Source organism: Runella defluvii, from assembly GCF_014195535.1.
GTDB classification, from domain to species: Bacteria; Bacteroidota; Bacteroidia; order Cytophagales; family Spirosomataceae; genus Runella; species Runella defluvii.
Genome location: NZ_JACIBY010000002.1, coordinates 526,446 through 549,654 on the forward strand (window position 1 = coordinate 526,446; position 23,209 = coordinate 549,654).

A 23,209-nucleotide genomic window follows, 5' to 3' on the forward strand; every position below is an offset into this window, starting at 1 on the left:
TTAGCCGTCGGTCAGGTTGTGAGCAACCTGACTCACAGCGGTTAGGGTTGCTCACAACCCCAACTTTTGACGCAAAAATCAGCTTTTTACGCGGATGTTCTAAAAATATGGGACGAACCACCCCACAAATGGGATAAACTCAGCTTTGCCCGATGAGCGAAAAAAACGTTTGTCGGTAGCTGTCCGAAATCGGAATGATGGTTTCTCCCATCCGAATACGGTCTTTTTCAATCGAATCAATCTTCGCAATTGCTACCATGTACGACTTATGCACCCGACACAAAAGGCTAGGCGGCAGCTCTTGTTCAAACTCAGCAAAGGTCTGCAACGTCATGATTTTCTGAGTAGGCGTATGAATCCTTCGGTAGTTGCCCATGCCTTCAATAAACAGGATTTCGTCCAGCATGAGCTTTTCGAGGCGGTATTCGGTTTTGACAAAAATAAACGGCCTCGAATTTTGAGGCTCCGACTTGGGCAACAGACTTTGCGCTCGGTCAACGGCCTGAACAAACCGCTCAAAGGTGTAAGGTTTCAGTAAATAATCGGCGATTTTGAGGTCAAATCCTTTGAGGGCATACTCATGGTAGGCCGTCGTCAGAATAACTTGCCCTTTCAGCGACACACTTTCTAACAACTGAATGCCCGAAAAATCGCCCAAATGAATATCCAAAAAGACAATATCAATCGGGTTGTTTTTCAGGTAACTCAATGCCTCCAACGCGCTCTCAAACGTTGCTTTTAGGCTCAGAAAAGGCAATTTTTGCACGTAACCTTGGGCGCGTTCGAGCGCCAAAGGTTCGTCTTCGACAATAATACAGCTATGCTTCATGGCGACTGATTCGTAACCTTACCCGATAATCTTCTTCAGAACTGACAATGTCTAATTGGTGGCGGTCGGGGTACAGCAAAGATAACCGTCTTTTGATAAGTTCATTGCCCAAACCGCCGTATTCGGTCGTACTAGGCTGTAATCGACGTTTGTTAACACAGTCAAATACAATGGCTTCGGATGATACCTCCACCGAAACGTCGATGACATTGCCTTGCTTTCTCGCATCGGCGTGTTTAAAGGCATTTTCCACAAAAGGAATCAACACCATCGGGGCAATCGTGGCCTCGCCTACCGCTCCTTCTACTCGAAAACGAGCAAAATCAGGGTTGAATGTTCTGATTTTTTGCAGGGCTATGTATTTTTCCAAATAGCTCAACTCGCGGCTCAATTGTATTTCTTCCGATTTGGTTTCGTACAACATAAACCGCATGATGTCAGACAGTTGGTTGAGGTAAGCCGATGCCTGCGAGGCATTTTTGGCAATAAGTACGTCAATATTGTTGAGGGTATTAAACAAAAAATGCGGGCTAATTTGTGATTTGACCAACGCCAGTTCCATTTCAAAATTCTTTTGCATCAGCGCCTCTTTCAGTTTGATTTCGGAGTACCAGCGCATAAACCCCCGCATAATCAGCGCCACCGCTCCGTTGAGCACCGCGATGATGGTAATGACCACCAACAACGCTAACGTGGTTTTCGCTCCCTCATGAAACACTCCTGGCCCCACTTTAAACGTGTACAACACCGACATAACCACCTCACTGATAAGCCCGCAGCCCATAGCGGTGAGTAAGCCTACCACAAACAACAACACGATTTTTCGACGCATCAAAAAGAGGTCGAACAGCAGAAAATAGAAAGTATAAAACCCCAATAGCGCGGGAAAAATGGCAAAAGTGCTGAAGAAAACGTGAAACCGCCACTGGTAAAAAAAAGGCTGCCCCTTGATGGGTGAGCCCAATTGAAGACACACCAGTATCAGCGACAGCAATAAAAAGTACAGCACCCAGTACCCAAAATGCAATGAAATCACTACGCCTCGCTTCATGTGTTGTGCGTCGGTTTTAAAAAATATACCTTTAGCTTTTGTCCTTTTTTAGGACGTAAAAGAAGTAACTCAAAAGCGTAAATCCAACGAAATATCCCAATGCCCATTTGAAAAAAACATCGACCGCCAACGTGCCCAGTTTTGCCCCGCGAAGACTGAAAAAATAATACGGACAATAACTATACGGCAGCCAATGCCCGTGCTCCCACTCCAGCCCTATCAACGACGCCAACAGCAACCCAATACCCGCTCCGAGCGGCACCAAAAAATTACGAAACTGAAGGCTAACTAGGTATTGAAAGCCAACAATAGGCAAACAATTTATCCAAAAATGACTGCTTGTTTTTAGATACACTTCCCACGGAAACGCTTGTTTGGGCAGCGAAATCCCCCGCACCAAGGGCGGAAGTATGCCCGACAAATACATGCCAAGGTTGAATAACACAAAAAATTGAAAAAGCATGGTGAGCAAAACGCCCAACTTTGCCAAAAAAATAGTGGTATAGCTTTGTGGAGTCGTGTGGAGTTGCTTCCATGTATTGTTGCGAAACTCCATTTGGGTAAGCAAGCTCGTGGCCAGTACAAGGCCCATAGGCAGCATAAAAATAGCCATAAACTGCCAACTTTGCCCCAAAATCCCTTCCCAATAAGTCGGGGAAACAACCTCTTTGCGGAGTTTGTCGGGGTATAGTACCCGCGCCCAAAAAAGAATAAACGGAATAAAAAAACCACCGAGAACCACTAGCCAAGCCGCCAAACTTCGCTTGGTTTTGAGCCATTCGCTCTGATAACTAGCTACAAACGTTGTCATGTTTTGGGGAAGATTAGAGGTGAGTTAAAGTCATAAAAATGCTTTCCAAATCGCTTTCGACGGTGCTGATTTCATATACATCGAGCTCATGCTGTACCAATTCGCGGTTCAGTTGGGCAATTTCCGAACGCGCCAACAACGGCAGCACGATTTTGTCCTGCTCCTGCCTTGCGTCCAGTCCTTGGGCTATCAGCCGCTCAATGGCAGCTGCATTATTGTTGGTATCGAGCCGTATTCCTCCCGCACTCCGTTGCCGCTGCATCAATTCACCCAATGACCCCTCAAAAAGTATTTTGCCTTGGTTGATGATGCCTACCTCCGTCACCAATTTTTCAATTTCGGACAGCAAGTGACTCGAAATCAAAATCGTAATTCCGTGTTCTTTGTTGAGGCGTTTGAGCAACTCCCGCATTTCCACCATTCCGCTCGGGTCTAAGCCATTGGTAGGTTCGTCGAGCACCAACACCGACGGGCTGTGCAGCAAAGCGGTGGCAATACCGAGTCGCTGTTTCATCCCGAGCGAAAATTGTCCTGCTTTTTTGGCACCAGTTTGCCCCAATCCCACCAACTCCAATACTTCCTGAATACGTGTTTTTGGACAAGAATAGAGTTTTTGCCAAACGCTGAGGTTTTCCGTAGCCGTGAGTTGGCTGTAAAGCGAAGGCGACTCAATCAACGAGCCAATTTTGGACAAAACAGACAGTCGGTGAGGGTCAAAATCCTCTCCGAAGACCTTAATCTGACCTTGTTGTTTTTTTAATAAGCCCAAAATGAGCTTGAGTGTAGTGGTTTTTCCCGCGCCGTTGGGGCCTAAAAACCCATAGATGCTCCCTTCTTTCACCCGAAGGTTGACCCGATTAAGCTCGTTGCCCTGTCGGGAATACTGGTACGACAACTCGCTGGTTTCGATACAATACATGGCTGTTGATAGATAAACATTTTGAATTTCGATGTCAAAAATCGAAGTTCAAGTGCTTTCCATCAATTCTATTACGTGAATCAGCCCAATTTATACGTGAATTTGAGAAATAACGGGGTCAGTGCCGTAGCTTAGTTTTTACCTAAGTTCAATGCTGCCTTGGCGCGGTCGTAGAAACCTGTACTGCGAAACGTAAAGGTTTTGTGCAAAATGAAGTTGCTCACAAAACTAAAGCCCATTCCTACCAAAGTAGAAGTAGCTTCGGTCACGTTGATTTCTCTTGACTTAGCGGGAATAAAATCAAACGGGATTTGGTAGATAAAATCCGTAGGACTTGATGCGTGAAAAAGTTCTAATGACAAGGCTGAAAGTCCAACGGTAATTCCAAAAGACAAACACGCTACGATGCCAAATTTGACCATCTCACGGCGGGTTTGGTTGGTATTTCGGGCATCAAAGGCAAAAAGTTTTGTTAACACAAAACCAACAAAAAACGATACGATATAACCCAACGAAACCGAAGTGTAAAAATCGACGTAGTTACGGAAAAAACTCCCAGAAGCAAGCTGAACAACGGCCCCAGTACCTGCAATCAAAAAATATACGACGAGGTCTTTTATGTTAAATAGAGTAGTTTTCTTCTTCACAAGTGTGCATAGTAAGTGGACAAAATAAACGCATTTTTGACAGCCGCCCAAAAATAAACTAGGGTTTTTATCAAATGGCCTCTTACAAAGAAAGCGCTCGGTAGCAAACCGAGCGCTTTCAAGGGTATTTTTAAGGCCAATTACTTCTTCTTTTTGGCGGGTGGCGGAGGTGGTGGCGGAGGCGTTCCTGCACCTTTGGGAGCAATGGGAGCCACGGCCTTGGCCGCAGATGCGGGCGTATGAACGGCACGTGGTGCGCGAGGAGTACGGGCCGCTTTCGCACGAAACTCGGCTGGTGGCGGGGGTGGCGGAGGCGGGAATAAATTATTCAACTCATCTGAGTAGCGTTCCATTTCCTGCGAAAACTTCTCGTTTATCGCTTCCAACTTACGTTGTTGCTCTTCCAATTCCTCGATGGGCTTGCGGGCGGCCTTTTCTTGTTCCGACAATTCGGCCATCTGCTTATTAAACTGCTGCATCTGACTTTCAAATTGTTTCACCTGCTCTTCGTACTGCACCAATGCCTTTTCAATCTGATCGTCTGATAGCTTTTTGGCCGCATTTTCTTGGTGAAGCAACTGACTACGTTTGTCCAAAATTTGACTGCGCTCATTGGACGCTTTGTTCTTTTTCCATTCGAGTACTTCCCGCTTGCGCTCCACTTCGTTTACCTGAAATTCGTACTGCTCCATTTTTAGGCGCAGCTCGTTCATTTTGTGCATCTGAGGCTCCATCAATCGGTGAAGGCTGTCGATTTGGCGGTGGTAATAGGCCATTTTTGCCTCGTCTATTTTAGCTTCAAATGCACTACCTACCTCTACCCATTTTCCGTTGACTAGAATGGAGTCGGCTAGTTCAACTTCTGACAATTCCTCAACAGGCTCAATCACATCTTCTACTGCATCCATGAGCTCTATGTTATCCAGCGAAATGTTGCCCAAAGCAGACAAACCTGTTGACAACCCATCTTCAACTTCCGTAATCCGAGACAATATAGCCCTAAAATCAGCTTGTTTAATATCGCTAAGCGTTACCGTTCCCTCTGCCAACTGCTCCTTTAGATGCTGTAACTCCGCCACTTGCTTTGACGACAAAAAACGATTTTTCCATTTTACTTTGGTCAACTTACCCTGTTCATCCATCACAAATTGCATGTCTTTCAAGGTATGGCTGGTGTTTCTAAGTTTGGCGTCTTTTTTGGGCTTATCCTGCGGCTGAAAAGCATACACAGAAACGCCTACTACCAAGAGTAATACCAACAACAAACCACTCGCGTTCAACCGTTGCTGCGGCTTTTCAGTCACGCCCAATACTCTTTTGACGCGGTGTAGCATGGCTCCTTTTTTATTGGCAAACGCCATTGCTAACGCGGGGGTGGAACGGTAAGCGGCTACTTCGGCCAAGGCTTTGGCCATGGCCATTTTGTCGCCACAAACGGCAACGGCAATGTCGTCGCAGCAGTGTTCCCGCTCTTGACGGACGCGCCCCGACAACCACCACAGGGCTGGATGAAAGAAATAAACCACTTCGACCAACGATTGGAGTAGGTTCACCAAATAATCGTAACGCTTCACGTGGGCTAGTTCGTGGGCCAAAACTGCCTCAATTTGCTTAGGGCTCAACCCCGTAACCAAGCCAACGGGCAAAAGCACCACAGGTTTCATAAACCCAATCACCATGGGCGTATTGACGCGCACCGACTCAAACAAATGCACGTTTTGACGAATGCGCAACGTACCCAACACCCGACGAAACAACGACTGCACACTAGGCTCGGTCAGTTGAATGCCTTCGGCTTTGAGTTGTTGCACGTACACCCAACTTCCCACCAAACGCACCAATAGTACCGAAGCACCAATGCCCCAAAATAGCACGATGGTGTCCAAATGGAGTTGGAGAAACAGGAGCACTTCTTTGTACCAAGGCAACGCCACTTTGGCGTAAGTCATGCCCGAGGCCCAGTAACGTTGCGTTTGAAGCGTTGTCAATGAAGACGTGGCAACGGCGCTTACTGGCTGATAATAAAGTACAAAGGTCGCCGCCGAAGCAACAACTTGGGCGACCAAGCCGCTGATACCTACCCAATACTTCACCACGCTTGAGCGCTTACGCAAGGCAAACAACGCAACTGCGGCAAGGAGTACTACCACTCCCCCTTGCCAAAGAGAGTGAAGCAATGTCCATCCCAAAGCCGAGGTGATGGGTTCGGAGAAAAAAGTCGTCGTTTTCATGGCTGTTGTTCGATTTGGTCTAAGAGTTTACGAATTTCATCCAGTTCAGCAGGGGTAGTTTTGTGCGAACCAAGGGCTTGCATGACCAGCTTGCTGGCCGACCCCCGAAAGGCCGTACCCACAAATCGCTCAAGCAGCGTGGCTTGGGTTTCTTCTTCGCTCACGTTGGCTTCATATACGTGCGAACGGGCGTCTTCTACCCGTGTCAGTAGCCCTTTCTCGTACATGATTTGCATTAGTTTGAGGGTGGTGGTGTAACCCACGTCGCGATTTTCGGTCAAACGCTCGTTGACCTGCCGTACGGTACAAGGGCCTTCTTGCCAAAGCACTTGTAAGATTTCGAGTTCGGAGTCTGTTGGTTTCATGGTCTAAGTACGAATAATTTCGTAGCAAACATATACGAAGCGTTTCGTATTACCAAATTTTTTATACGAAATATTTCGTAGGACTCGATTAAAATCTATTTCACCTTGTATCGTTTAGTAGAAAATTCTCTTTTGGCCATGATAAAACAGCTTTTACTTTGTCTCTTGGTATGCCAAATTGTAATTGCTCAAGAAATCCGAGTCAAAGGCATCGTCATTGATGCCAAAGACAACGTGCCGCTACCTCAGGCCAGTGTACGGCTCAAAGGCCAAACTTCAGGAACCCTCACCGACATGGAAGGTCGGTTTTCGCTGCGACTCAAATCATCGTCGGACACGCTACTGGTGAGCATGGTTGGCTACGAAACGGTACTAGTTACCCCCAAAGGCACAACCGTTACCATCAAACTCCGTCAAAAAGTCAACGAGTTGGCCGAAGTACGTGTGCGTCCTGGCGAAAATCCCGCGTGGGCCATTATTCGAAACGTGTTGGCCAACCGTCCCCAAAACGACCCTAACCAACTCGATACTTACAAGGCAAGTGCTTACACCAAAATCTTGGTCGTGGTCGATAGCCTCAATCGAGTGTTGAAAGATTCGACCAAGAAGGTTATTGGTTCTAAAAAAATAACGGCGCCCATCTACATCGTAGAAAACATCAGTGAATTGATTCACAAAAAGCCCAATAAAAACAAGGAGACAGTCGTGGCGTCGGTCAATAACATCGCGCAGGTGTACAGTCAGATGCTCAACTACCTTCCGCTCGATTTGCACAAAATTGATTTCTATTCCGAACTCTACAACTTTCCCCTCCTCAAGCGATTTTATGTCAATCCGCTCAATTCCAAAACATTCTCCCAGTACGATTTTACACTCGAAGACACCCTCTTTCACGAACGCGACAGCACATTCATCATTAGTTTTCGCCCCTACCCCAAAACGAACTTTGATGCCTTAAAAGGAGTGATGCACATCAACACCGACGGCTATGCCCTTGAATACATCAACGTCGCGCCCGTTGATACGTTACAAAATTTTGGTTTTCGGATTCAACAACGCTACCAGCGGATTTCGGGACGTTGGTTTCCCCAAACCGCTACCACGCGGCTTTTGGCGGGGTATTCCTCCAGCGGGTACACGGGTGCTTTTCAGGTGAAGTTTACGACGCAACTCCACGACGTAGCACTGAACATTCCGCTTGACGACCAGCTGTTTGACGAAGTCCAACGCGCCATGCGTCCTTCCGCCACGCGCCATACGTACGAGACGTTTAAAGCCCTCCGCCCCGATACATTGGCCGACTGGGAACGAAAAATGTATTTCAATTTCAAAAAACCCAATGGGCTGGCAAGCCGCCTCGACTCCACGTATGGGCATATTTTAGGCAGCCTTCTGTCCAATGTATTTGAGATAGGCCCCATTGAGTTTCAGCCGAGTGATTTATTGATGGGTAATTCAGCTGAGTTTATACGGCTTGGGGTAGGTCTTCAAAACAACCAAAGCAACCGCCCGCGGTTTCGGCTATACGGATATGCTGGCTACGGATTGAGAGACCACCGTTGGAAATACAAAATATTGGCTAGTTGGCACATCACCCGCGACCGTTACAATCGACTTAGTGTGTATCACCAACGCGACCTTGTCCAGCCAGGCACGACCGAATTTTTAGGTCCCAATTACCTCATCGACCCCAAACCATCGCTTCCTTTTTTCTCCCAAAAAGACTCTATTCCCTTTCAGGCCGACTACTACCAACGGTACGGTGTATCGCTGCATTTTAAGCCTTTTCCGTGGAATTGGTTTCGGTTAGACCTCCACCACGAACAGCGTACACCCAGTTATCGGTATTTTTATCAGGACAACAACACATTTGAAATCACCGAACTTACCCTCGACTGGCGTTTTGCTTTTCGAGAAGCCGTCTATCGCACGGGGCGTATGGAGTCGGTAGTAAATCGTTATTTTCCCATTATCAACGTTCAGATTTCTAAAGGGCTGCCCGCCTTGGGAAGTCAGTTTGACTATTGGCGATTAGCAATGCAGCTTTATTTTCAATTCAGAACCAAACGCCTTGGGTTTAGTAACGTAAAACTGGCGGGTGGCTACACGAGTGGTAACCTGCCCTACTCCTACTTGTTCGGGTCGCTGGGAAGTACGGGACTCATCAACATTTCGGGGCTCAATGCGTCGAGTTTTCCGCTGGCCACTTTCCGTACCTTGCCCTCGTATGCGTTTATTGCCGACCGATACGCGGCTTTGTATTACAGCCACGATTTTAGTCGCACTTTGCTTCGCCTCAAAAATAAATACAGCCAACCTCGATTACTGGTCTATAACAATGTATTGGTCGGGGGACTGCGCACGCCCGAAAAACATTCGTTTTCGTGGAACTACCAATCCAACCCTTTCCACGCCGAAGCAGGCTTAGAAGTGCGCGACCTTTTGCGAATCCCGATTCGAAGCATTTTTCTAGGTACGGGCATGGGAGTAGCGTATCAGTACGCACCTGCGCCCACAGGACTTTGGCAAAACAACGCAAAAGCGTATTGGTTGGGCATAAATTTGAGCCGATAACCCCTCAAAGTTGCTATCTTTGCGGCTCAATTTATTCATTATGACAACTACCATCGTACCCCAACTTCAAGCCACGCAACAAGCCGCTGCGCAAGTGCGTCGCTTGACTAGCGAGCAAAAAACGGCCTTGCTCAATCGCCTCGCCGATTTGCTGCTAGCGCACCAAGCGCTGATTATGGCCGAAAACCAGAAAGACATGGAGCGAATGCCCGATGGCGACCCCAAAAAAGACCGTTTGTTTTTAAACGAAAAACGGATTCAGGGACTAGCCGACAGCCTTCGCGACGTAGCGCTGTTGCCCGACCCGTCGGGGCAGGTGTTGTTGGAACGAGAGATTGAACAAGGGCTTAAATTGAAAAAAATTGCGGTTCCCCTTGGCGTCGTCGGTGCCATCTACGAATCACGCCCCAACGTGACGGTGGACGTGGCCTCGTTGTGTTTGCGTTCGGGCAATGCCTGTGTGCTGAAGGGCGGCAAAGAAGCCGATTTTTCTAACCGCTGTTTGGTAGGGTTGATTCATCAAGCGCTGCAAGAAGCAGGAGTGGATACCAACGCCGTGATGCTGCTTCCTACCGACCGTCAGTTTGTGACCGAATTGCTCACGGCTACCCGCTATGTCGATATTATCATTCCGCGCGGTTCGGAGTCGTTGATTCAGTTTGTACGGAAAAACTCCTTGATTCCTACCATCGAAACAGGTGCGGGGGTTTGTCATGGCTATATTGAGTCCACAGCTGACCTTGTCAAAGCTCGTGACATCGTGGTCAATGCGCGCGTTTCGCGGCCTTCGGTCTGCAACTCCATGGACTGCGTGATTGTTGACCGTGCCATTACGGCTGAGTTTTTGCCCATGCTCAACGACGATTTTATCAAGTGGAACGTCGAAGTGTATGCCGATGAAGAATCGTACCCAATTTTTGAAGGCATCTCTTACCCAAAACTTCAACACGCTCAACCCCAAGATTTTGGGCGCGAGTTTTTGGATTATAAACTAGCCGTAAAAGTAGTTGACGGCCTCGACGAAGCGCTTTCGCACATTCAGAATTATTCGTCGCGCCACTCCGAAGCTATTGTTTCCCAAAACCAACCCCTCATCGACCGCTTCTTGGCCGAAGTGGATGCGGCGGCGGTCTATGCCAATGCCTCCACGCGTTTCACCGACGGAGGTGTGTTTGGTCTGGGGGCTGAAATTGGTATTTCCACCCAAAAACTCCACGCCCGTGGGCCCTTTGCCCTCGAAAAACTCGTGACGGAGAAGTGGGTAGTGGTAGGTGATGGACAAGTTCGTTGGTGATAAATTTACACCTTTCCGAAAGTTTTGCACTACCTTCCCGAAAGTTTTAGAACTTTCGGGAAGGTGTAAATTTACAAAAACTGAGTATTTTTCCCATTTCCCTTAAGGTACTCAGTAAACGAAATCCGTACTTTTAAATACCCTTTTTTTGCCGTGCAAGGTAAGTAATAGAGATAGGGCTTTTCACCAGATTTATAAGAACCACTGCGATTGAAAATAACATCTACCTTACCCTTTTTCATTTTAGTATTATCAAAGGGCGTACAACTTCTTAGTTTGTGAATATCGGCATTGGGTGACAACACATAGATTTCAGCATCACCGTCTAAGGTACCCTCAACATGAATGGAGTAGCTGTCAGTTCTGTCTGTTAAAAATAGCTCCCTAATTTCTGGCCTAAAAATCTGTTTGTTTGATACATCGTGTATTTCGTAAGTGTCAATTCCCAAGTCACAGCCACTCACTATCACAAAAAGAACGAAAGCATATATTGTTTTTTTCATTTTATTGTCAATTTATAAAACTACCATTCCTCAATTACCTTCCCGAAAGTTTGGAACTTTCGGGAAGGTATAAACGAGTCTTAAAATTGTCGTTTCAGCCACTTATCCAGTCGCTCCTTTTCAAACGGCGAAAAATGCTCCACGTAATTGGCTTGGGCGTCCATCACTACCACCAGCGGGCGTTTTGCCCCAAACATTGCTTCCAGTAGTTCGATCTCCGCATGACGGGCATACCAATGAGTTCCTGTTTTTGAAGTAACCCCGTTTTTCTTCAACGCTTCTTTCCAACTATCAAAATGATTCCGAACCCCTACGGTAGCAAAGCTGAGGCTAGGAGACGTGTATTTTTCTGCCAAAGTTGCCCAAGTAGTCAACGCAAGTTCGCAGCCATCTTCCCACGTATTCCAAATCAACAGCAGCGAATGGGTGGTTTTGGCAAGGGTCGGTAAAAAAACTTGGTTGCTGTCCACCGTCAAAAGCGGCAACGAAGGCATGGAGATTCCAGAAACAGGCTTCTGATTTTTCCAAAACTCGTATTTCAACTCTTTGAGGCGCTTCGAATTTGGAAAATCCCGTTCAAAGCGGGTGATAATCTCGTATTTGCGGGGATAATCTCTTTTCCACAGCAACAACGACGTCAAGAGCGTTTCACGCGTAACTGGCAAATGAGACAATTGACGGTCTAGTACATTGTAAAATTCTGTCATTACCTCGTACAAATCTGGCAGAGGTGTAATGTCTTTTTGAATATGTTCTAACAAACACCCTTGGTAGTCCAATGACAACACCGCATCGTCAAAGGGCAAAATACGCAACGGCGGATGATATACCTCCGACGAAAAAAACGAGGGTTCATTCCCTTTGCGGTACTCCTCAAACATAGCCTCCGTCCAGTTTTTAGTAGCGACAAAAAACTTAGTACGCTCGTAATACTGCGCTTCTAACGCCGCTCTTACAAACGCATTTTGGCCCGTGTCGGAGGTGTCTTGTGTCGCCTTGTAGCGTTCCCAGCTTTCTTCGGCCAAATCTTGCATTAATTTGGTATAAATGTCGGTAGAGACTTTTTGCATCAACGGCCGCTTCATCAACGAATCCCCCCCAAATACCCCCTGCTGGTACAAAAAGCGGTTGATGATTGCGGCTTTGTTTTTGCCTTCAAATTCAAACTTTCCGTGGACTTCCTGCCCTTTGAGGGTATCGCCTTTGGGCAAGAAAAAACGGTGGATGTACGTGCGGTTGGTGGTATCCATGTAATGAACATACACCACTTGCGAGCGCTCGATGGGTACGCCTACGCGCAAAAAATGGTTGCTATCAATAGGTACATCGCGGGCGGTAAATTGGTAGTTTTCCCAATCTATTAGAGGGGTGTATTTGAGGTTGGGCGTTTCAAATTTAAGGTCAAGAAAGCTGGTAGGGCGTTGACTTCGGAGTTCAAGCCCTATCAACAGCAGAGCGATGATTAACAATTTCATTTTCATGGGCTGATGGCTGATTTAGCGTTCGTACTTGCGAACCTGCGCGAAAGTTCTGAACTTTCGCGGAGTTTTCACAATATCTCCTTTAAGATCATGAAACACCTGTTATTGGTGGTTTCTTTTTTTTGTATGTCTGAAACCATTATTGCCCAAAGTAACCTCGCCCAGCGCCTTTTCGACGCGCACGATTTATTTCGAGAAAAAAGCGTAAACGTACGTCGCGAATTTAAGCACCGCCACTTGGTGCCGCTTATCGAACGCCTCAAAACGAGCCCTAATTTTGCGGTAAGCGAAGCAGGAAAATCGTTTGAAGGACGTGGCATTTATCAAATCAAATACGGAAAAGGCGCACCTCCTGTGCTTCTTTGGTCGCAAATGCACGGCGACGAAGCTACCGCGACGATGGCTCTCCTCGATATTTTTAACTTCCTGAATGCCAGCGGCGATGGTTTTGATGACCTTCGCAAAAAGCTTTTGGAGAAAAGTACGTTGTATTTTGTGCCAATGCTTAATCCCGACGGCGTCGAACGTTGGCAGCGCCGCACGGCTCAAGAAATCGACATGAACCGCGATGCGGTGCGTCTTCAATGCCCAGAGTCGAAACTGCTTAAAAACCTTCAACAAACCCTCAAGCCGTTGGTGGGCTTCAACCTCCACGACCAAAGCCCTCGGTACAGTGTAGGGAATACCAAAGAAGTAGCCGCGATTTCGTTTTTGGCAACGGCTTACAACGAAGAACGTACCATCAACTCCGTCCGCGAGCGAGCCATGCAGCTCATTGTGGGCATGAACCGCGATTTACAGAAATATATCCCCAATCAGGTCGCTCGGTATTCGGACGAGTTTGAACCCAGGGCTTTCGGCGATAACATTGCCAAATGGGGAACGAGTTTGGTACTCATTGAGTCGGGCGGCTACAAAAACGACCCCGAGAAGCAGTATTTACGCAAGATGAATTTCATCGCTATTTTGACCGCGCTTGAAGCCATCGCCGATGGAACCTACACGCGTCAGAATCGGAACGACTACGAAAAAATTCCGCAAAACGAGAAAAACCACTTTGACCTTATTATCCGCAACGCCCGCACGGAACTCAACGGCGTCAGCTATACCGTTGATGTAGCCATTAACCGCAACGAGTCCAATAATGCCGATGCGACGGGCTTTAGCTACCGCAGTAGTGTCGAAGATTTTGGTGATTTGTCGGTGTTTTATGGCATCGAAGAAATCGACGCCCAAGGAGCGCAACTGCTCGACCCCAAGAGCGGCAAACCTGTGGTATTAAAACTAGGCGACCGCGCCAATTTTGAATTGCGTTCGGACAAGAAAAACTGGAAAGTTGACAACGGATTTTTAAAAAATTAACTTTCTACGTGCCTGTCCAGATTATTTGTAGAAAAAGTGAAATATGTCACCCCGATGGGGCTTTTGGAGAATCTGGTATTTCGTTCTACGAAGATTTGGCTCCCCTGGAGCAATAAATAGGCAAAACAATACAGCGTTAGTTAGACTTGTCCAACGTTTTTACCCACAGATTAGCACAGAGAGAACCGCAGATGAATAGCCTCATTAAGTCCTTTTTCAGCGAAAATCTGCGTTTTTATTAGTCAGCGGCCTTCTGCGGGCGAAATAACTGAAAGTCCTTAGTTAACAATAAACTTAAAAATCAATGAAAAGAGCAAAGCTGGTTTTAACATTTCTCTTCGGAGCTGTAATGATTTTTGCAGGCGTTAGTCACTTTTTAAAGCCAGCGATGTTTTTTCCGTTCATTCCTGATTTCCTCCCCCAAGCCGCAATTAATTACTTGGCAGGTATCGCAGAAATTGCTGTAGGAATAGGCATATTTATTCCCCGTTTTCGTTCACTTGCCGCACTTGGCATCTTCGTCATGATGCTGGTATTTTTGCCTTTGCACGTTATTGATGTTTTCAAAGAAAACCCTGCCATTGGTAGCCACCAAGTCGCCTTGATACGTTTACCCATTCAATTTGTTTTGATTGCTTGGGCTTGGTTTATTTATAAGAAATAGAATCTGGGAAATAGACTAAACGCACTAAAAAACGCCTCAGAGAGGTGAAATCTTAGTAGATACGAAAAGCGCCCCTCTTATCACTAAGCTCCATAGGAGTGACATCTTTCACGCTTACAGAACGATAGAATCATTATTTTTCATCAAAAAAATTTAATTTCAAATGGAAGTATTCCAAAAATACAAAGAGGAAATTGACGAAATATTCTCTCGTTTTCAATGTGAAGACACTGCTCTTTTGCCAAAAACAGCCTTAGAAAATGCTATTTTAATAGTTGGCTTAAACCCCTCATCTCCATTAAAAAATGAGGAAATTCAAACTAATGTAGATGGCACAAATACTTCGAGTTATCCTCAACATGGAGGGGATAAACTTCACAAATATTTTAGAAGATTCCCTTTACTCGTAGAAAATACAGGCTATGAATGGTCGCACATAGATTTACTTTTTTTAAGAAAAACGGATTCTACGGATGTTAAAAAATTATGGAAGGAAAATAAAGAGTTTATAAAAGCCCAACTCAAGGTGAGCACCGAAATTATCAAAGCATTAAATCCTAAAATTATTATTGTCAATAATGCTTTTGGTCGTGAGTTGTTAGAGAGTTTTAAAGAAGAAGGAAATTATTCAATTTCTGAGTTTAACTCCACAATAGGAACCTATTATTTTAACGATACAATACCCCTATTTTTCTCAAGTATGTTTGAAGGTCCTTCTCCTATGGACAACGGTACATTTGAACGATTGAAATGGCACATTCAATGGGTATTGGACAACCATTTGACGAAATAAGATGACACTCCTATGGAGCTTAAAAGGAATGGGGGCTCATTTATTTTACTACAAATGGTACGCCTCTCCGAAGCTCTTTTTCAACAGTTTAACCTGTACTCAAAAGTACATTTGTTGACTTGCAAACAATATAGAAACCTAAAATGCACATTTTTCCCACCATAGCCGATTTGCGGGCCTACTTACGTACGCAACGTACCCAAGGCAAATCTGTCGGATTTGTACCCACGATGGGGGCGCTTCACGAAGGACATTTGTCGCTCATCGAGGCATCCAACGCCCAAAATGACCTGACGGTTTGCAGTATTTTTGTCAACCCGATTCAGTTTAACAACCCCGACGACCTCGCTCGGTATCCTCGTACGCTGGAAACCGACTGTGAATTGCTCCAAACCGTTGGTTGCGACGCCGTTTTTGCGCCGTCCGTTCAAGAAATGTACCCTGAAAAGTCCCTTTTAACCTTCGATTTTGGCGATTTGGAACGTGTGATGGAGGGTAAATTTCGCCCTGGCCATTTCAACGGTGTGGGCGTCGTTGTCTCGAAATTATTCAACATCGTTCAGCCCGACCGTACGTATTTTGGCCAAAAAGACTTGCAACAAGTGGCCGTTGTGCGACGCATGATGATTGATTTGGGATTTCAAATAGAACTTCACCCTCGCCCCACCCTTCGCGAAGCGGACGGGCTGGCGATGTCATCGCGCAATCGTAACCTCACCCCCGACGAACGCGCCCTTGCGCCTCACATTTACGCGGGCCTAAGTGCGGCCAAAGCTTCCCTTTTAGGAGGTCGTTCCCCCGCTGATGTCAAAGCGTGGATGGATGCACACTTTGCCCAAGAACCCGCTTTTCGTTTAGAATATTTTGAAATTGTGAATGCTTTCAGTCTGCAAGATGTTACTGAGCTACAACCTGAAGGACAAACCGCGCTGTGTATTGCAGCCCACCTTGGAAAGGTTCGTCTGATTGATAATATAGTTTTTTAGACTGAAATTTGCCGCGAAAACAATCCAAACAACAATGTTTGTTACCCTTTTTAAGTCAAAAATCCACCGCGTTAAAGTAACGCAAGCCGAGCTCAACTACGTAGGAAGCATCACCATCGACGAAGCCCTCATGGAAGCGGCGGGTATCTTGGAAAATGAACAAGTACACGTAGTTAACAACAACAACGGCGAACGACTCATCACGTATGTCATCAAAGGAGAGCGCAATACGGGCATTATTTGCCTCAATGGTGCCGCCGCCCGCAAAGCCCAAGTAGGCGACGTGGTCATTATCATTTCGTACGGAATGATGACCGAAGAAGAAGCCAAAACCTTCAAACCAAAAATCGTTTTCCCCGACGAAAATAACAGAGTTTTATAGTTAATGGTCGATAGTTAATAGTCCACAGTCCATAGAAAATAACGAATCTACTATGGACTATCGACCGTGGACTATGGACTACAAAAAACATACAGATGAAAAATATTCTCAAATACTGCCTTTCGCTTGCCGTAGCGGGTGGGTTGATGTGGTACGTTTTTAAAGACATGGACTTGGCTTCCATGTGGGCAAAATTCCAACACGCCAACCATAGCTGGCTCATTTTGGTCACCATTTTTACCATCGTTGCCGCTTGGAGCCGTGCCTACCGTTGGAATATGCTCCTCGAACCACTGGGGTATCGTCCCTCTGCCTTCGACTCGACCGTGGCCGTTTTTACGGGATATTTTGCCAATCAACTCATTCCACGGGCGGGCGAAGTGACCCGTTGCGGTACGCTCAATCGCCTCGAAAAAGTACCCGTCAATGTAGGCTTTGGTACCGTAGTAGCCGAACGCGTTTTTGACGTTGTAACGCTTTTGTTTTTGATTGGACTTGCGTTTGTGCTCGAATTTGGGCGTTTGAGCAATTTCTTCATGGAGTTGTTTGGTGAAAAGTTAGGGATAGGCCAAGGAAGTGGTAGCAATCGAATAGCCCTTTTGGGAGGTTTGGCGGTACTAGGAATAGGCTTTTTAGGAGCCGCGTGGTGGTTTTACCGAAAAAATGCCGAGCGTTTGCGTCAAAATTCGCTTTTTGCCAAAATCGAAGGATTTGTATTGGGGCTAATTGATGGTTTGTTGAGCGTCCGAAAACTACGGAATCCGTGGTTGTTTTTGTTCCATACCATTCTCATCTGGACTATGTACTTGCTCAGTTCGTACGTTTGTTTTTTTGTACTGCCTGAGTCATCAAACCTCACCCTTCTGGCAGGACTAACCATTCTTATCATGAGTGGTTTGGGAATGTCGGCACCCGTGCAAGGAGGCATTGGCCCCTATCATATTTTGGTAAGTAGCGCATTGGTACTTTACGGATTATCGAAAGAAGACGGCCTTGCCCTCGCGACGTACATCCACGGTACCCAAATGATTCTGATGCTAATTCTAGGCGGAATTTCGTTTATCATCACCCTCGTAAAAAGCCCAAAAACCGCAGTGGGATAACGTTATGTGTATAACTGTTATCCGTTAACTGTTAATCGTGATTGATAACGGATAACTTATTCTTCGGTTACAATTTCAACTTTTGTGTAATTTTTACGTAACAATCTCATGTTTAACTCCGCCGCTAAAATTTTATCTTGGGAAGAAGGTGCGCAAGCCGCCCGCGCTTGGCAAGCAGATGGTCAAAAAATTGTATTTACCAACGGATGTTTCGACATCGTTCACTTGGGCCACATCGATTACCTCGAAAAAGCCCGTAACTTAGGCGATAGAATGGTGCTTGGCCTCAACACCGACGCCTCGGTAAGCAGCATCAAAGGCCCGCTTCGCCCTGTGGTCAACGAATACGCCCGCGCCCGCTTGATGGCCTCATTGGGGTTTGTGGATGCTGTCATTTTGTTCGGAGAACCTACGCCGTTGGAGCTAATTCAGACAATTTGTCCTGATATTTTGGTCAAAGGCGACGATTATTCAGTAGATAACATCGTTGGTGCGGATTTTGTCGTTAATAGAGGAGGAGCCGTGAAAACCATTCCGTTAGTGAAAGGTTATTCGACGACTTCGCTCATCGAAAAGATTAAAAATAGTTATTGACAGCGAAAAATCTAAGAAAACATGGGTGGTTTAATTCTCATTGGAATTGTCTTTATGGTCATTGGTATGATTGTCCAATGGCGCTTAAAAAGCAAATTTACCGAATACTCGCAGGTAGGATTAATGAACGGCATGAGTGGTGCAGAAATTGCCTCACAAATGCTGCGCGATAATGGCATCTACGACGTGCGCATCACGCAAGTAGAAGGAATGCTTACTGACCACTATAATCCCGCGGATAAAACCGTTAACCTAAGCGCCGATGTGTATCACGGACGCAGTGTGTCGGCGGCGGCCGTGGCTGCCCACGAATGCGGACACGCCGTACAACATAAAGTAGCTTATGGCCCCCTGAAGATGCGTTCAGCATTGGTACCTGTGGTGCAGGTGTGTAGCAACATCCTGAACTTTTTCAACATGGCGATGATGTTCATTGGCGGGTTTATTTTCTACAATCAAGGTCTGGTTAGCACCACCATTCTAACTGTTTTGGTAGCCGCCAACTTAGGGGTAACCTTGTTTGCCATGATTACCCTTCCTGTCGAATTTGATGCAAGCCGCCGCGCCTTGGCGTGGGTTGAACAACGTGGCGTTGTCAATCGTAACGAATACGGAATGGCCAAAGATGCACTCCAATGGGCTGCCCTCACCTACGTAGTAGCTGCGTTGGGAGCGTTAGCAAACTTACTATATTACGCAAGTTTATTGCTCGGTCGTCGTAGCGATGACTAAAAGTACGTGTTGAGGTTGCTCACAATCTCTAAAGTACCGTTGAGGTTGTGAGCAACCTCAACACAAACAAACAAAAAAGCGGCTTTCGGCCGCTTTTTTGTTGCACTATCGTTATTCAAAATTCGTCATTCGTCACTCCTCAATTCGTCATTCGCCTCTATTCAATTACTTGAATCCAGCCTTTACAGATTGAATTGCCTGGCAGTGTGAGCTGGTAATAATACGTGCCGTTTATAACATCTTTGCCCCAATCATCAGCGTAGTTGTCACTGGCGAAAACGCGTTTTCCCCAACGGTTAAAAATCTCAATGCGCGTACTTGGAGCGCCTACCACGAAGGTATCGTTTTTACCATCGCCGTTGGGGGTGATGACGTTCGGAATTTTGTCTAAGTTCAACACCGACACCGACTGCGTCACGGTACTTGCACACCCGCGCGGCGAATACGCTTTGAGTGTTACTTGATACGTTCCGTTTTGGGTATAATCCAACGCTCCAGGTGCCGCCACGCCCGACTTCGTTCCATTACCAAAATCCCACTCATAACGCGATGCTCCCGTTGTTCTATTCACGTATTGCACCATCGTCGGTTTGCCGCAAGCGTAGGTGGGTACGACATCAAAACTGGTGTTTTGTGGGCCACTTTCCACGTTTACCGTCACTGTTTTACTTGGTTTACAGCCATCAGGATAAACAGCCGTCACGGTGTAGGTAGTAGTTTGCAAAGGGTTAGCAACGGGGTTTTTGATTGTGGTATCCGACAAAGTTGGTGACGCTTTCCAGCGAATTGTCCCTGCACCTTGCGCTAACAACATGGCCGTTTGCCCCACACAAACTGTCGTGTCAGGTGTTACTCTAAAATCAGGCTTATTGTTATCAATGCGAACAGTAATGGTTTTTTGTGGCAAACACCCATCGGCATATTGCCCCGTCACGGTATAGACGGTTGTCACCAACGGTTTGGCAGTTACCCGCGTTCCGACCGAATCACTCAACGTCAACGAAGGAGTCCAACGATAACGAGTGGCGCTACCTTGGGCACTCAAAACGGCACTTTGTCCTACGCAAATCGTGGTATCTTTAAACGCCGCAAAGTCAGGCTTATCGTTGTTGATTTTAACCGTTACGGTACGCGTCACGACGCAAGCCGAATCCGTAATGGTGCAAATAAAATTGGTAGTAGCATTCACCTTCGCGATGGGATTAGCAATAGTTGGATTGCTCAAACCCGCCGCAGGCGTCCACGAATATTTCAATCCGCCAGTCGCTTTGAGTGGCACACCTACGTTGCTACAAACAGTGGTATCTCCACTGGCAGCCGCTTTGCTTACGCCTACTTTGATAATTTTTGTCACAACATCTTGTCCACGGCAAACCAAGGGATTAGATGCCCGCAGCGTCACACGGTATTCACCTGGTTGATTAAATGTGTAAGTTGCTTTCAGCGGATCACGCGAGATGTTGTTTCCTTGCACATCCCAGGTATAAGTCTTTCCACCTTCACTGGTGTTTAAGAAATCCAACGTCATAGGCGCACAACCCGACAATACATTTTTGGTTGTCCCTTGATAGACATCAAAATCGGCCTTGAGGCGGTCGATGTCAAACTTGAATGCCGCGTTGTTACAATCCCCACTGTTACGATTTACCGCCCACACGTTGGGCGTAGAAGGGAAATTGGCTTGGCGACACACACACGTGGCCTGATAAATCACACCATTTTTGGCAAAACGGCTCGTTCCACCGTCCACGTGATCACCGTCGGTACTCGCGGTTGTACTTCCAATAAATGTACCGTATAACAGCGATTTTGCTCCTTTTTCTAAAATAGCAATGTAAAAATTGCTTCCCGTTGTGGTTTGTCGATAAGCGTCAGGCGTTGTTGGCAAGCCAATGGTGCTACTGGTGGGGTTATAGCCATTTCGTGAATTGACGACCCCTCCCCAACCCGACAAATAAATATTCCCACATTCGTTGACCAAAAAAGCAGTCGGTGCAATATCTGGCCTTGCTCTTGATGAACCAATGGTGGTTGAAAATATCGTTCGCGAAAGTGTTTTATCTAAAGCATGAATAAACTGCCCCGCATTGGTATTGCTATAAACTCCTGTAGTGGTGGGATAACGGCCACGCGTGAGTCCAAAAACGTGGACATTTTCTTCCGCATCCACATCCAACAAATACGCCACGTCTGAGCTATCCGTCCCGAGGTAGGTCAATTGTTCCAATTTATCGTTGACAAATTTGGCCACAAAACCATCTTCTTCCCCGCTTTTGGTGCTCTTAAATGCGGTTGTTTTAGCGGGTAAATTTGAGCTTCGGGTCAACCCTGCGACGTACAAAGCCCCCGACGGTGCCCATTTTACGCCGTATGCTCCGTCCGCAGCTGTTCCTCCCAAGTACGTACTCATGAGCATTGTTCTGAGGTCTGAACTTAGCTTAAACACCACCGCATCTTGGCGCCCCCCTCCGTACTGCGCCGTGGTGGGATTGACCGTCGGGAAATTGGTCGAGTTGGTCGAAGTAGCCACATAGACATTGTCTTTGTCATCTACCACTACTTCCCCCCTGAACTCATCGCTGTAGTTGATCAAGTTAAAATCAAAAGTGCGGCAAATTCCATCATTGCCGTTGCCTCCCACCAGCGTACTTGCCGCTAACGTTGACCCATCGACACTCAGTTTCAGCACAAAAATGTCGCTACCATTGGTATATCCAAATCCTCCGACAGGTTCAACGGCCGTTCCGCCGCCAAAACGCGTTTGATAGGCACCAGATGAGAGCGGAAAATTTTGCGACGATGTTGTCCCAAAAATCACCAGTTCTCCTTTGTTATTCACAATCATACTGTGCGGCACGTCAACGTCGGAGCCTCCAATGTAGGTTCCGTAAAGAAGACGAGTACCGTCAGGGCTAAATTTTAACAAACCCATATCCACACTCTGCGTTGCTTGACGCTGAAAAGCTCCCGCAGTGGCTGGGAAAGGCCCTGTTGAGTGCAATGTACCAATCGAATACAAGTTCCCTTGTTCGTCGTACGTAGCAGCGTGTCCAAAATTGTTGGCAAACGAACCCGAGAAAGTCGAAAACACCAGCTCAGGGTCAATCGTCAGCGCTTGGCTGCGGTCGTATCCTTTTGGAAAATTAAACGACAACTGATTTCCATCTAACTGATAATGAGCTGCTACTTCGCGGGTACGGTTGTTGATTTCTTGGTACGTATAAGGTTTTAATTCCCGAAATGTATTGATGGAAGTTTCGACCGCCAGTTGATTATCTTCCAACTTCAACGACTTACTACCCTCGTAACGAAGCTTAATTTTAGAGGCATCGGCCTGAGGATCTACCAAAAATTCGTACTTGAGGGTTTGGCGGAAGGCATACATTTTAAAGTCGATGCCAGGATAGACATCTTCATAGACAATCTCGCCAAACGAGGACACATCTTGCGCCCACTTGCTGGGGTCATTGCCCAAGAAATAGTTAAACTTGGCGGCGTTTGAATGGTCTTCTTTTACTTTGATGGCCGACGACGCCCCGTCAAACATCACTTCCACCGCGTGCCCGTTTACCAGCGGACTTATACGGGCGTTAGACAAGCGCTCACCCGTGGCATGGGCACTACGAAGAGGATTTCCCTCAAAAAAAACGTACATCAGCGATTTTTCTTTCAGGAGCAAATACCCTCCTGGAATATCGGCGCGATAACGTACGTCGGCGTCCCATTGACCTTGATTACGCACAAAACGAACCGCCGAGGGGGTTTGCGCACGCCCCTCTCCCCACACCAAAAACAATACAACTAAAATGCGTACAAAATGCTTCATACTAAAACAAACGAAAAGAATTCGTTGAAATTATGCAACCTATAAAGGCAAGACTTTCCAAA

Annotated in this window: 20 protein-coding genes; 10 read left to right on the top strand and 10 right to left on the bottom strand. The window is 46.5% G+C overall.

Annotated elements, in window-relative coordinates:
• Positions 1-139: 139 nt before the first annotated feature.
• The 7 genes from FHS57_RS07010 to FHS57_RS07040 form a co-directional block, all read right to left on the bottom strand.
• Complete coding sequence (locus FHS57_RS07010) at positions 140-829, bottom strand: LytR/AlgR family response regulator transcription factor (protein WP_183972149.1); 690 nt, start codon at positions 827-829, stop codon at positions 140-142.
• The gene (locus tag FHS57_RS07015) at positions 819-1,880 is read right to left on the bottom strand and encodes a sensor histidine kinase (protein WP_183972150.1); all 1,062 of its coding nucleotides are present in this window, start codon (positions 1,878-1,880) and stop codon (positions 819-821) included. The genes FHS57_RS07010 and FHS57_RS07015 overlap by 11 nt, the downstream gene beginning before the upstream one ends.
• 31 nt (positions 1,881-1,911) lie before the next feature.
• Entirely contained in the window at positions 1,912-2,691 is a 780-nt protein-coding gene (locus FHS57_RS07020; RefSeq protein ID WP_183972151.1) for an ABC transporter permease, read from the bottom strand.
• 13 nt (positions 2,692-2,704) lie between these two features.
• Entirely contained in the window at positions 2,705-3,610 is a 906-nt protein-coding gene (locus FHS57_RS07025; RefSeq protein WP_183972152.1) for an ATP-binding cassette domain-containing protein, read from the bottom strand.
• 131 nt (positions 3,611-3,741) lie between these two features.
• Positions 3,742-4,257 carry a GtrA family protein gene (locus FHS57_RS07030; protein WP_310586977.1) on the bottom strand — a complete coding sequence of 172 codons (516 nt, stop codon included), beginning with the start codon at positions 4,255-4,257 and terminating at the stop codon, positions 3,742-3,744.
• Between the two features lie 140 nt (positions 4,258-4,397).
• A complete protein-coding gene (locus tag FHS57_RS07035) occupies positions 4,398-6,488 on the bottom strand; it encodes a M56 family metallopeptidase (protein ID WP_183972154.1) in 2,091 nt (696 codons plus the stop codon).
• Positions 6,485-6,853 (bottom strand): BlaI/MecI/CopY family transcriptional regulator, encoded by a 369-nt coding sequence (locus tag FHS57_RS07040; RefSeq protein ID WP_028524084.1) that lies wholly within the window; start codon positions 6,851-6,853, stop codon positions 6,485-6,487. Before FHS57_RS07040 ends, FHS57_RS07035 begins: the two co-directional genes overlap by 4 nt.
• 138 nt (positions 6,854-6,991) lie before the next feature.
• Here FHS57_RS07040 and FHS57_RS07045 point away from each other — a divergent pair, with 138 nt between their 5' ends.
• Complete coding sequence (locus FHS57_RS07045) at positions 6,992-9,427, top strand: DUF5686 family protein (protein ID WP_221225561.1); 2,436 nt, start codon at positions 6,992-6,994, stop codon at positions 9,425-9,427.
• Between the two features lie 40 nt (positions 9,428-9,467).
• Positions 9,468-10,721 (top strand): glutamate-5-semialdehyde dehydrogenase, encoded by a 1,254-nt coding sequence (locus FHS57_RS07050; RefSeq protein ID WP_183972156.1) that lies wholly within the window; start codon positions 9,468-9,470, stop codon positions 10,719-10,721.
• A gap of 71 nt (positions 10,722-10,792) precedes the next feature.
• Here the strand turns inward: FHS57_RS07050 and FHS57_RS07055 are convergent, their stop codons facing one another.
• Both FHS57_RS07055 and FHS57_RS07060 read right to left on the bottom strand, forming a co-directional pair.
• Entirely contained in the window at positions 10,793-11,224 is a 432-nt protein-coding gene (locus tag FHS57_RS07055) for a hypothetical protein (protein WP_183972157.1), read from the bottom strand.
• Between the two features lie 80 nt (positions 11,225-11,304).
• Positions 11,305-12,699, bottom strand: coding sequence for a hypothetical protein (locus tag FHS57_RS07060; RefSeq protein WP_221225562.1), 1,395 nt, complete (start codon positions 12,697-12,699; stop codon positions 11,305-11,307).
• Positions 12,700-12,795: 96 nt separating this feature from the next.
• On the opposite strand from FHS57_RS07060, the gene FHS57_RS07065 reads away from it, so the two are divergent.
• The 8 genes from FHS57_RS07065 (at position 12,796) to FHS57_RS07100 (ending at position 19,321) form a co-directional block, all read left to right on the top strand.
• Positions 12,796-14,067, top strand: a complete 1,272-nt coding sequence (locus FHS57_RS07065) for a M14 family zinc carboxypeptidase (RefSeq protein WP_183972159.1) — start codon at positions 12,796-12,798, stop codon at positions 14,065-14,067.
• A 304-nt stretch (positions 14,068-14,371) separates the two neighbouring features.
• The gene (locus FHS57_RS07070; protein WP_183972160.1) at positions 14,372-14,731 is read left to right on the top strand and encodes a DoxX family protein; all 360 of its coding nucleotides are present in this window, start codon (positions 14,372-14,374) and stop codon (positions 14,729-14,731) included.
• 163 nt (positions 14,732-14,894) lie between these two features.
• Positions 14,895-15,524, top strand: a complete 630-nt coding sequence (locus FHS57_RS07075) for a hypothetical protein (protein ID WP_183972161.1) — start codon at positions 14,895-14,897, stop codon at positions 15,522-15,524.
• Positions 15,525-15,667: 143 nt separating this feature from the next.
• Positions 15,668-16,510 carry a pantoate--beta-alanine ligase gene (gene panC / locus FHS57_RS07080; RefSeq protein WP_183972162.1) on the top strand — a complete coding sequence of 281 codons (843 nt, stop codon included), beginning with the start codon at positions 15,668-15,670 and terminating at the stop codon, positions 16,508-16,510.
• Positions 16,511-16,544: 34 nt separating this feature from the next.
• Positions 16,545-16,892, top strand: a complete 348-nt coding sequence (panD, locus tag FHS57_RS07085) for an aspartate 1-decarboxylase (RefSeq protein WP_122932370.1) — start codon at positions 16,545-16,547, stop codon at positions 16,890-16,892.
• Positions 16,893-16,987: 95 nt separating this feature from the next.
• Positions 16,988-17,995 carry a lysylphosphatidylglycerol synthase transmembrane domain-containing protein gene (locus FHS57_RS07090; RefSeq protein WP_183972163.1) on the top strand — a complete coding sequence of 336 codons (1,008 nt, stop codon included), beginning with the start codon at positions 16,988-16,990 and terminating at the stop codon, positions 17,993-17,995.
• 108 nt (positions 17,996-18,103) lie between these two features.
• Positions 18,104-18,589 carry a D-glycero-beta-D-manno-heptose 1-phosphate adenylyltransferase gene (gene rfaE2 / locus FHS57_RS07095; protein ID WP_183972164.1) on the top strand — a complete coding sequence of 162 codons (486 nt, stop codon included), beginning with the start codon at positions 18,104-18,106 and terminating at the stop codon, positions 18,587-18,589.
• A 21-nt stretch (positions 18,590-18,610) separates the two neighbouring features.
• On the top strand, positions 18,611-19,321 hold the full coding sequence (locus tag FHS57_RS07100; protein WP_122932372.1) for a zinc metallopeptidase: 711 nt from the start codon (positions 18,611-18,613) through the stop codon (positions 19,319-19,321).
• A 157-nt stretch (positions 19,322-19,478) separates the two neighbouring features.
• Here the strand turns inward: FHS57_RS07100 and FHS57_RS07105 are convergent, their stop codons facing one another.
• Positions 19,479-23,147, bottom strand: coding sequence for a DUF7948 domain-containing protein (locus tag FHS57_RS07105; RefSeq protein ID WP_183972165.1), 3,669 nt, complete (start codon positions 23,145-23,147; stop codon positions 19,479-19,481).
• Positions 23,148-23,209 lie beyond the last annotated feature (62 nt).

Excerpts from the sequence above, each read along its gene's own strand:
- FHS57_RS07010 (WP_183972149.1), bottom strand. The coding sequence starts at position 829 with ATGAAGCATAGCTGTATTATTGTCGAAGACGAACCTTTGGCGCTCGAA.
- FHS57_RS07015 (WP_183972150.1), bottom strand. The coding sequence starts at position 1,880 with ATGAAGCGAGGCGTAGTGATTTCATTGCATTTTGGGTACTGGGTGCTG.
- FHS57_RS07020 (WP_183972151.1), bottom strand. The coding sequence starts at position 2,691 with ATGACAACGTTTGTAGCTAGTTATCAGAGCGAATGGCTCAAAACCAAG.
- FHS57_RS07025 (WP_183972152.1), bottom strand. The coding sequence starts at position 3,610 with ATGTATTGTATCGAAACCAGCGAGTTGTCGTACCAGTATTCCCGACAG.
- FHS57_RS07035 (WP_183972154.1), bottom strand. The coding sequence starts at position 6,488 with ATGAAAACGACGACTTTTTTCTCCGAACCCATCACCTCGGCTTTGGGA.
- FHS57_RS07040 (WP_028524084.1), bottom strand. The coding sequence starts at position 6,853 with ATGAAACCAACAGACTCCGAACTCGAAATCTTACAAGTGCTTTGGCAA.
- FHS57_RS07045 (WP_221225561.1), top strand. The coding sequence starts at position 6,992 with ATGATAAAACAGCTTTTACTTTGTCTCTTGGTATGCCAAATTGTAATT.
- FHS57_RS07050 (WP_183972156.1), top strand. The coding sequence starts at position 9,468 with ATGACAACTACCATCGTACCCCAACTTCAAGCCACGCAACAAGCCGCT.
- FHS57_RS07055 (WP_183972157.1), bottom strand. The coding sequence starts at position 11,224 with ATGAAAAAAACAATATATGCTTTCGTTCTTTTTGTGATAGTGAGTGGC.
- FHS57_RS07060 (WP_221225562.1), bottom strand. The coding sequence starts at position 12,699 with ATGAAATTGTTAATCATCGCTCTGCTGTTGATAGGGCTTGAACTCCGA.
- FHS57_RS07065 (WP_183972159.1), top strand. The coding sequence starts at position 12,796 with ATGAAACACCTGTTATTGGTGGTTTCTTTTTTTTGTATGTCTGAAACC.
- FHS57_RS07070 (WP_183972160.1), top strand. The coding sequence starts at position 14,372 with ATGAAAAGAGCAAAGCTGGTTTTAACATTTCTCTTCGGAGCTGTAATG.
- FHS57_RS07075 (WP_183972161.1), top strand. The coding sequence starts at position 14,895 with ATGGAAGTATTCCAAAAATACAAAGAGGAAATTGACGAAATATTCTCT.
- panC (WP_183972162.1), top strand. The coding sequence starts at position 15,668 with ATGCACATTTTTCCCACCATAGCCGATTTGCGGGCCTACTTACGTACG.
- panD (WP_122932370.1), top strand. The coding sequence starts at position 16,545 with ATGTTTGTTACCCTTTTTAAGTCAAAAATCCACCGCGTTAAAGTAACG.
- FHS57_RS07090 (WP_183972163.1), top strand. The coding sequence starts at position 16,988 with ATGAAAAATATTCTCAAATACTGCCTTTCGCTTGCCGTAGCGGGTGGG.
- rfaE2 (WP_183972164.1), top strand. The coding sequence starts at position 18,104 with ATGTTTAACTCCGCCGCTAAAATTTTATCTTGGGAAGAAGGTGCGCAA.
- FHS57_RS07100 (WP_122932372.1), top strand. The coding sequence starts at position 18,611 with ATGGGTGGTTTAATTCTCATTGGAATTGTCTTTATGGTCATTGGTATG.
- FHS57_RS07105 (WP_183972165.1), bottom strand. The coding sequence starts at position 23,147 with ATGAAGCATTTTGTACGCATTTTAGTTGTATTGTTTTTGGTGTGGGGA.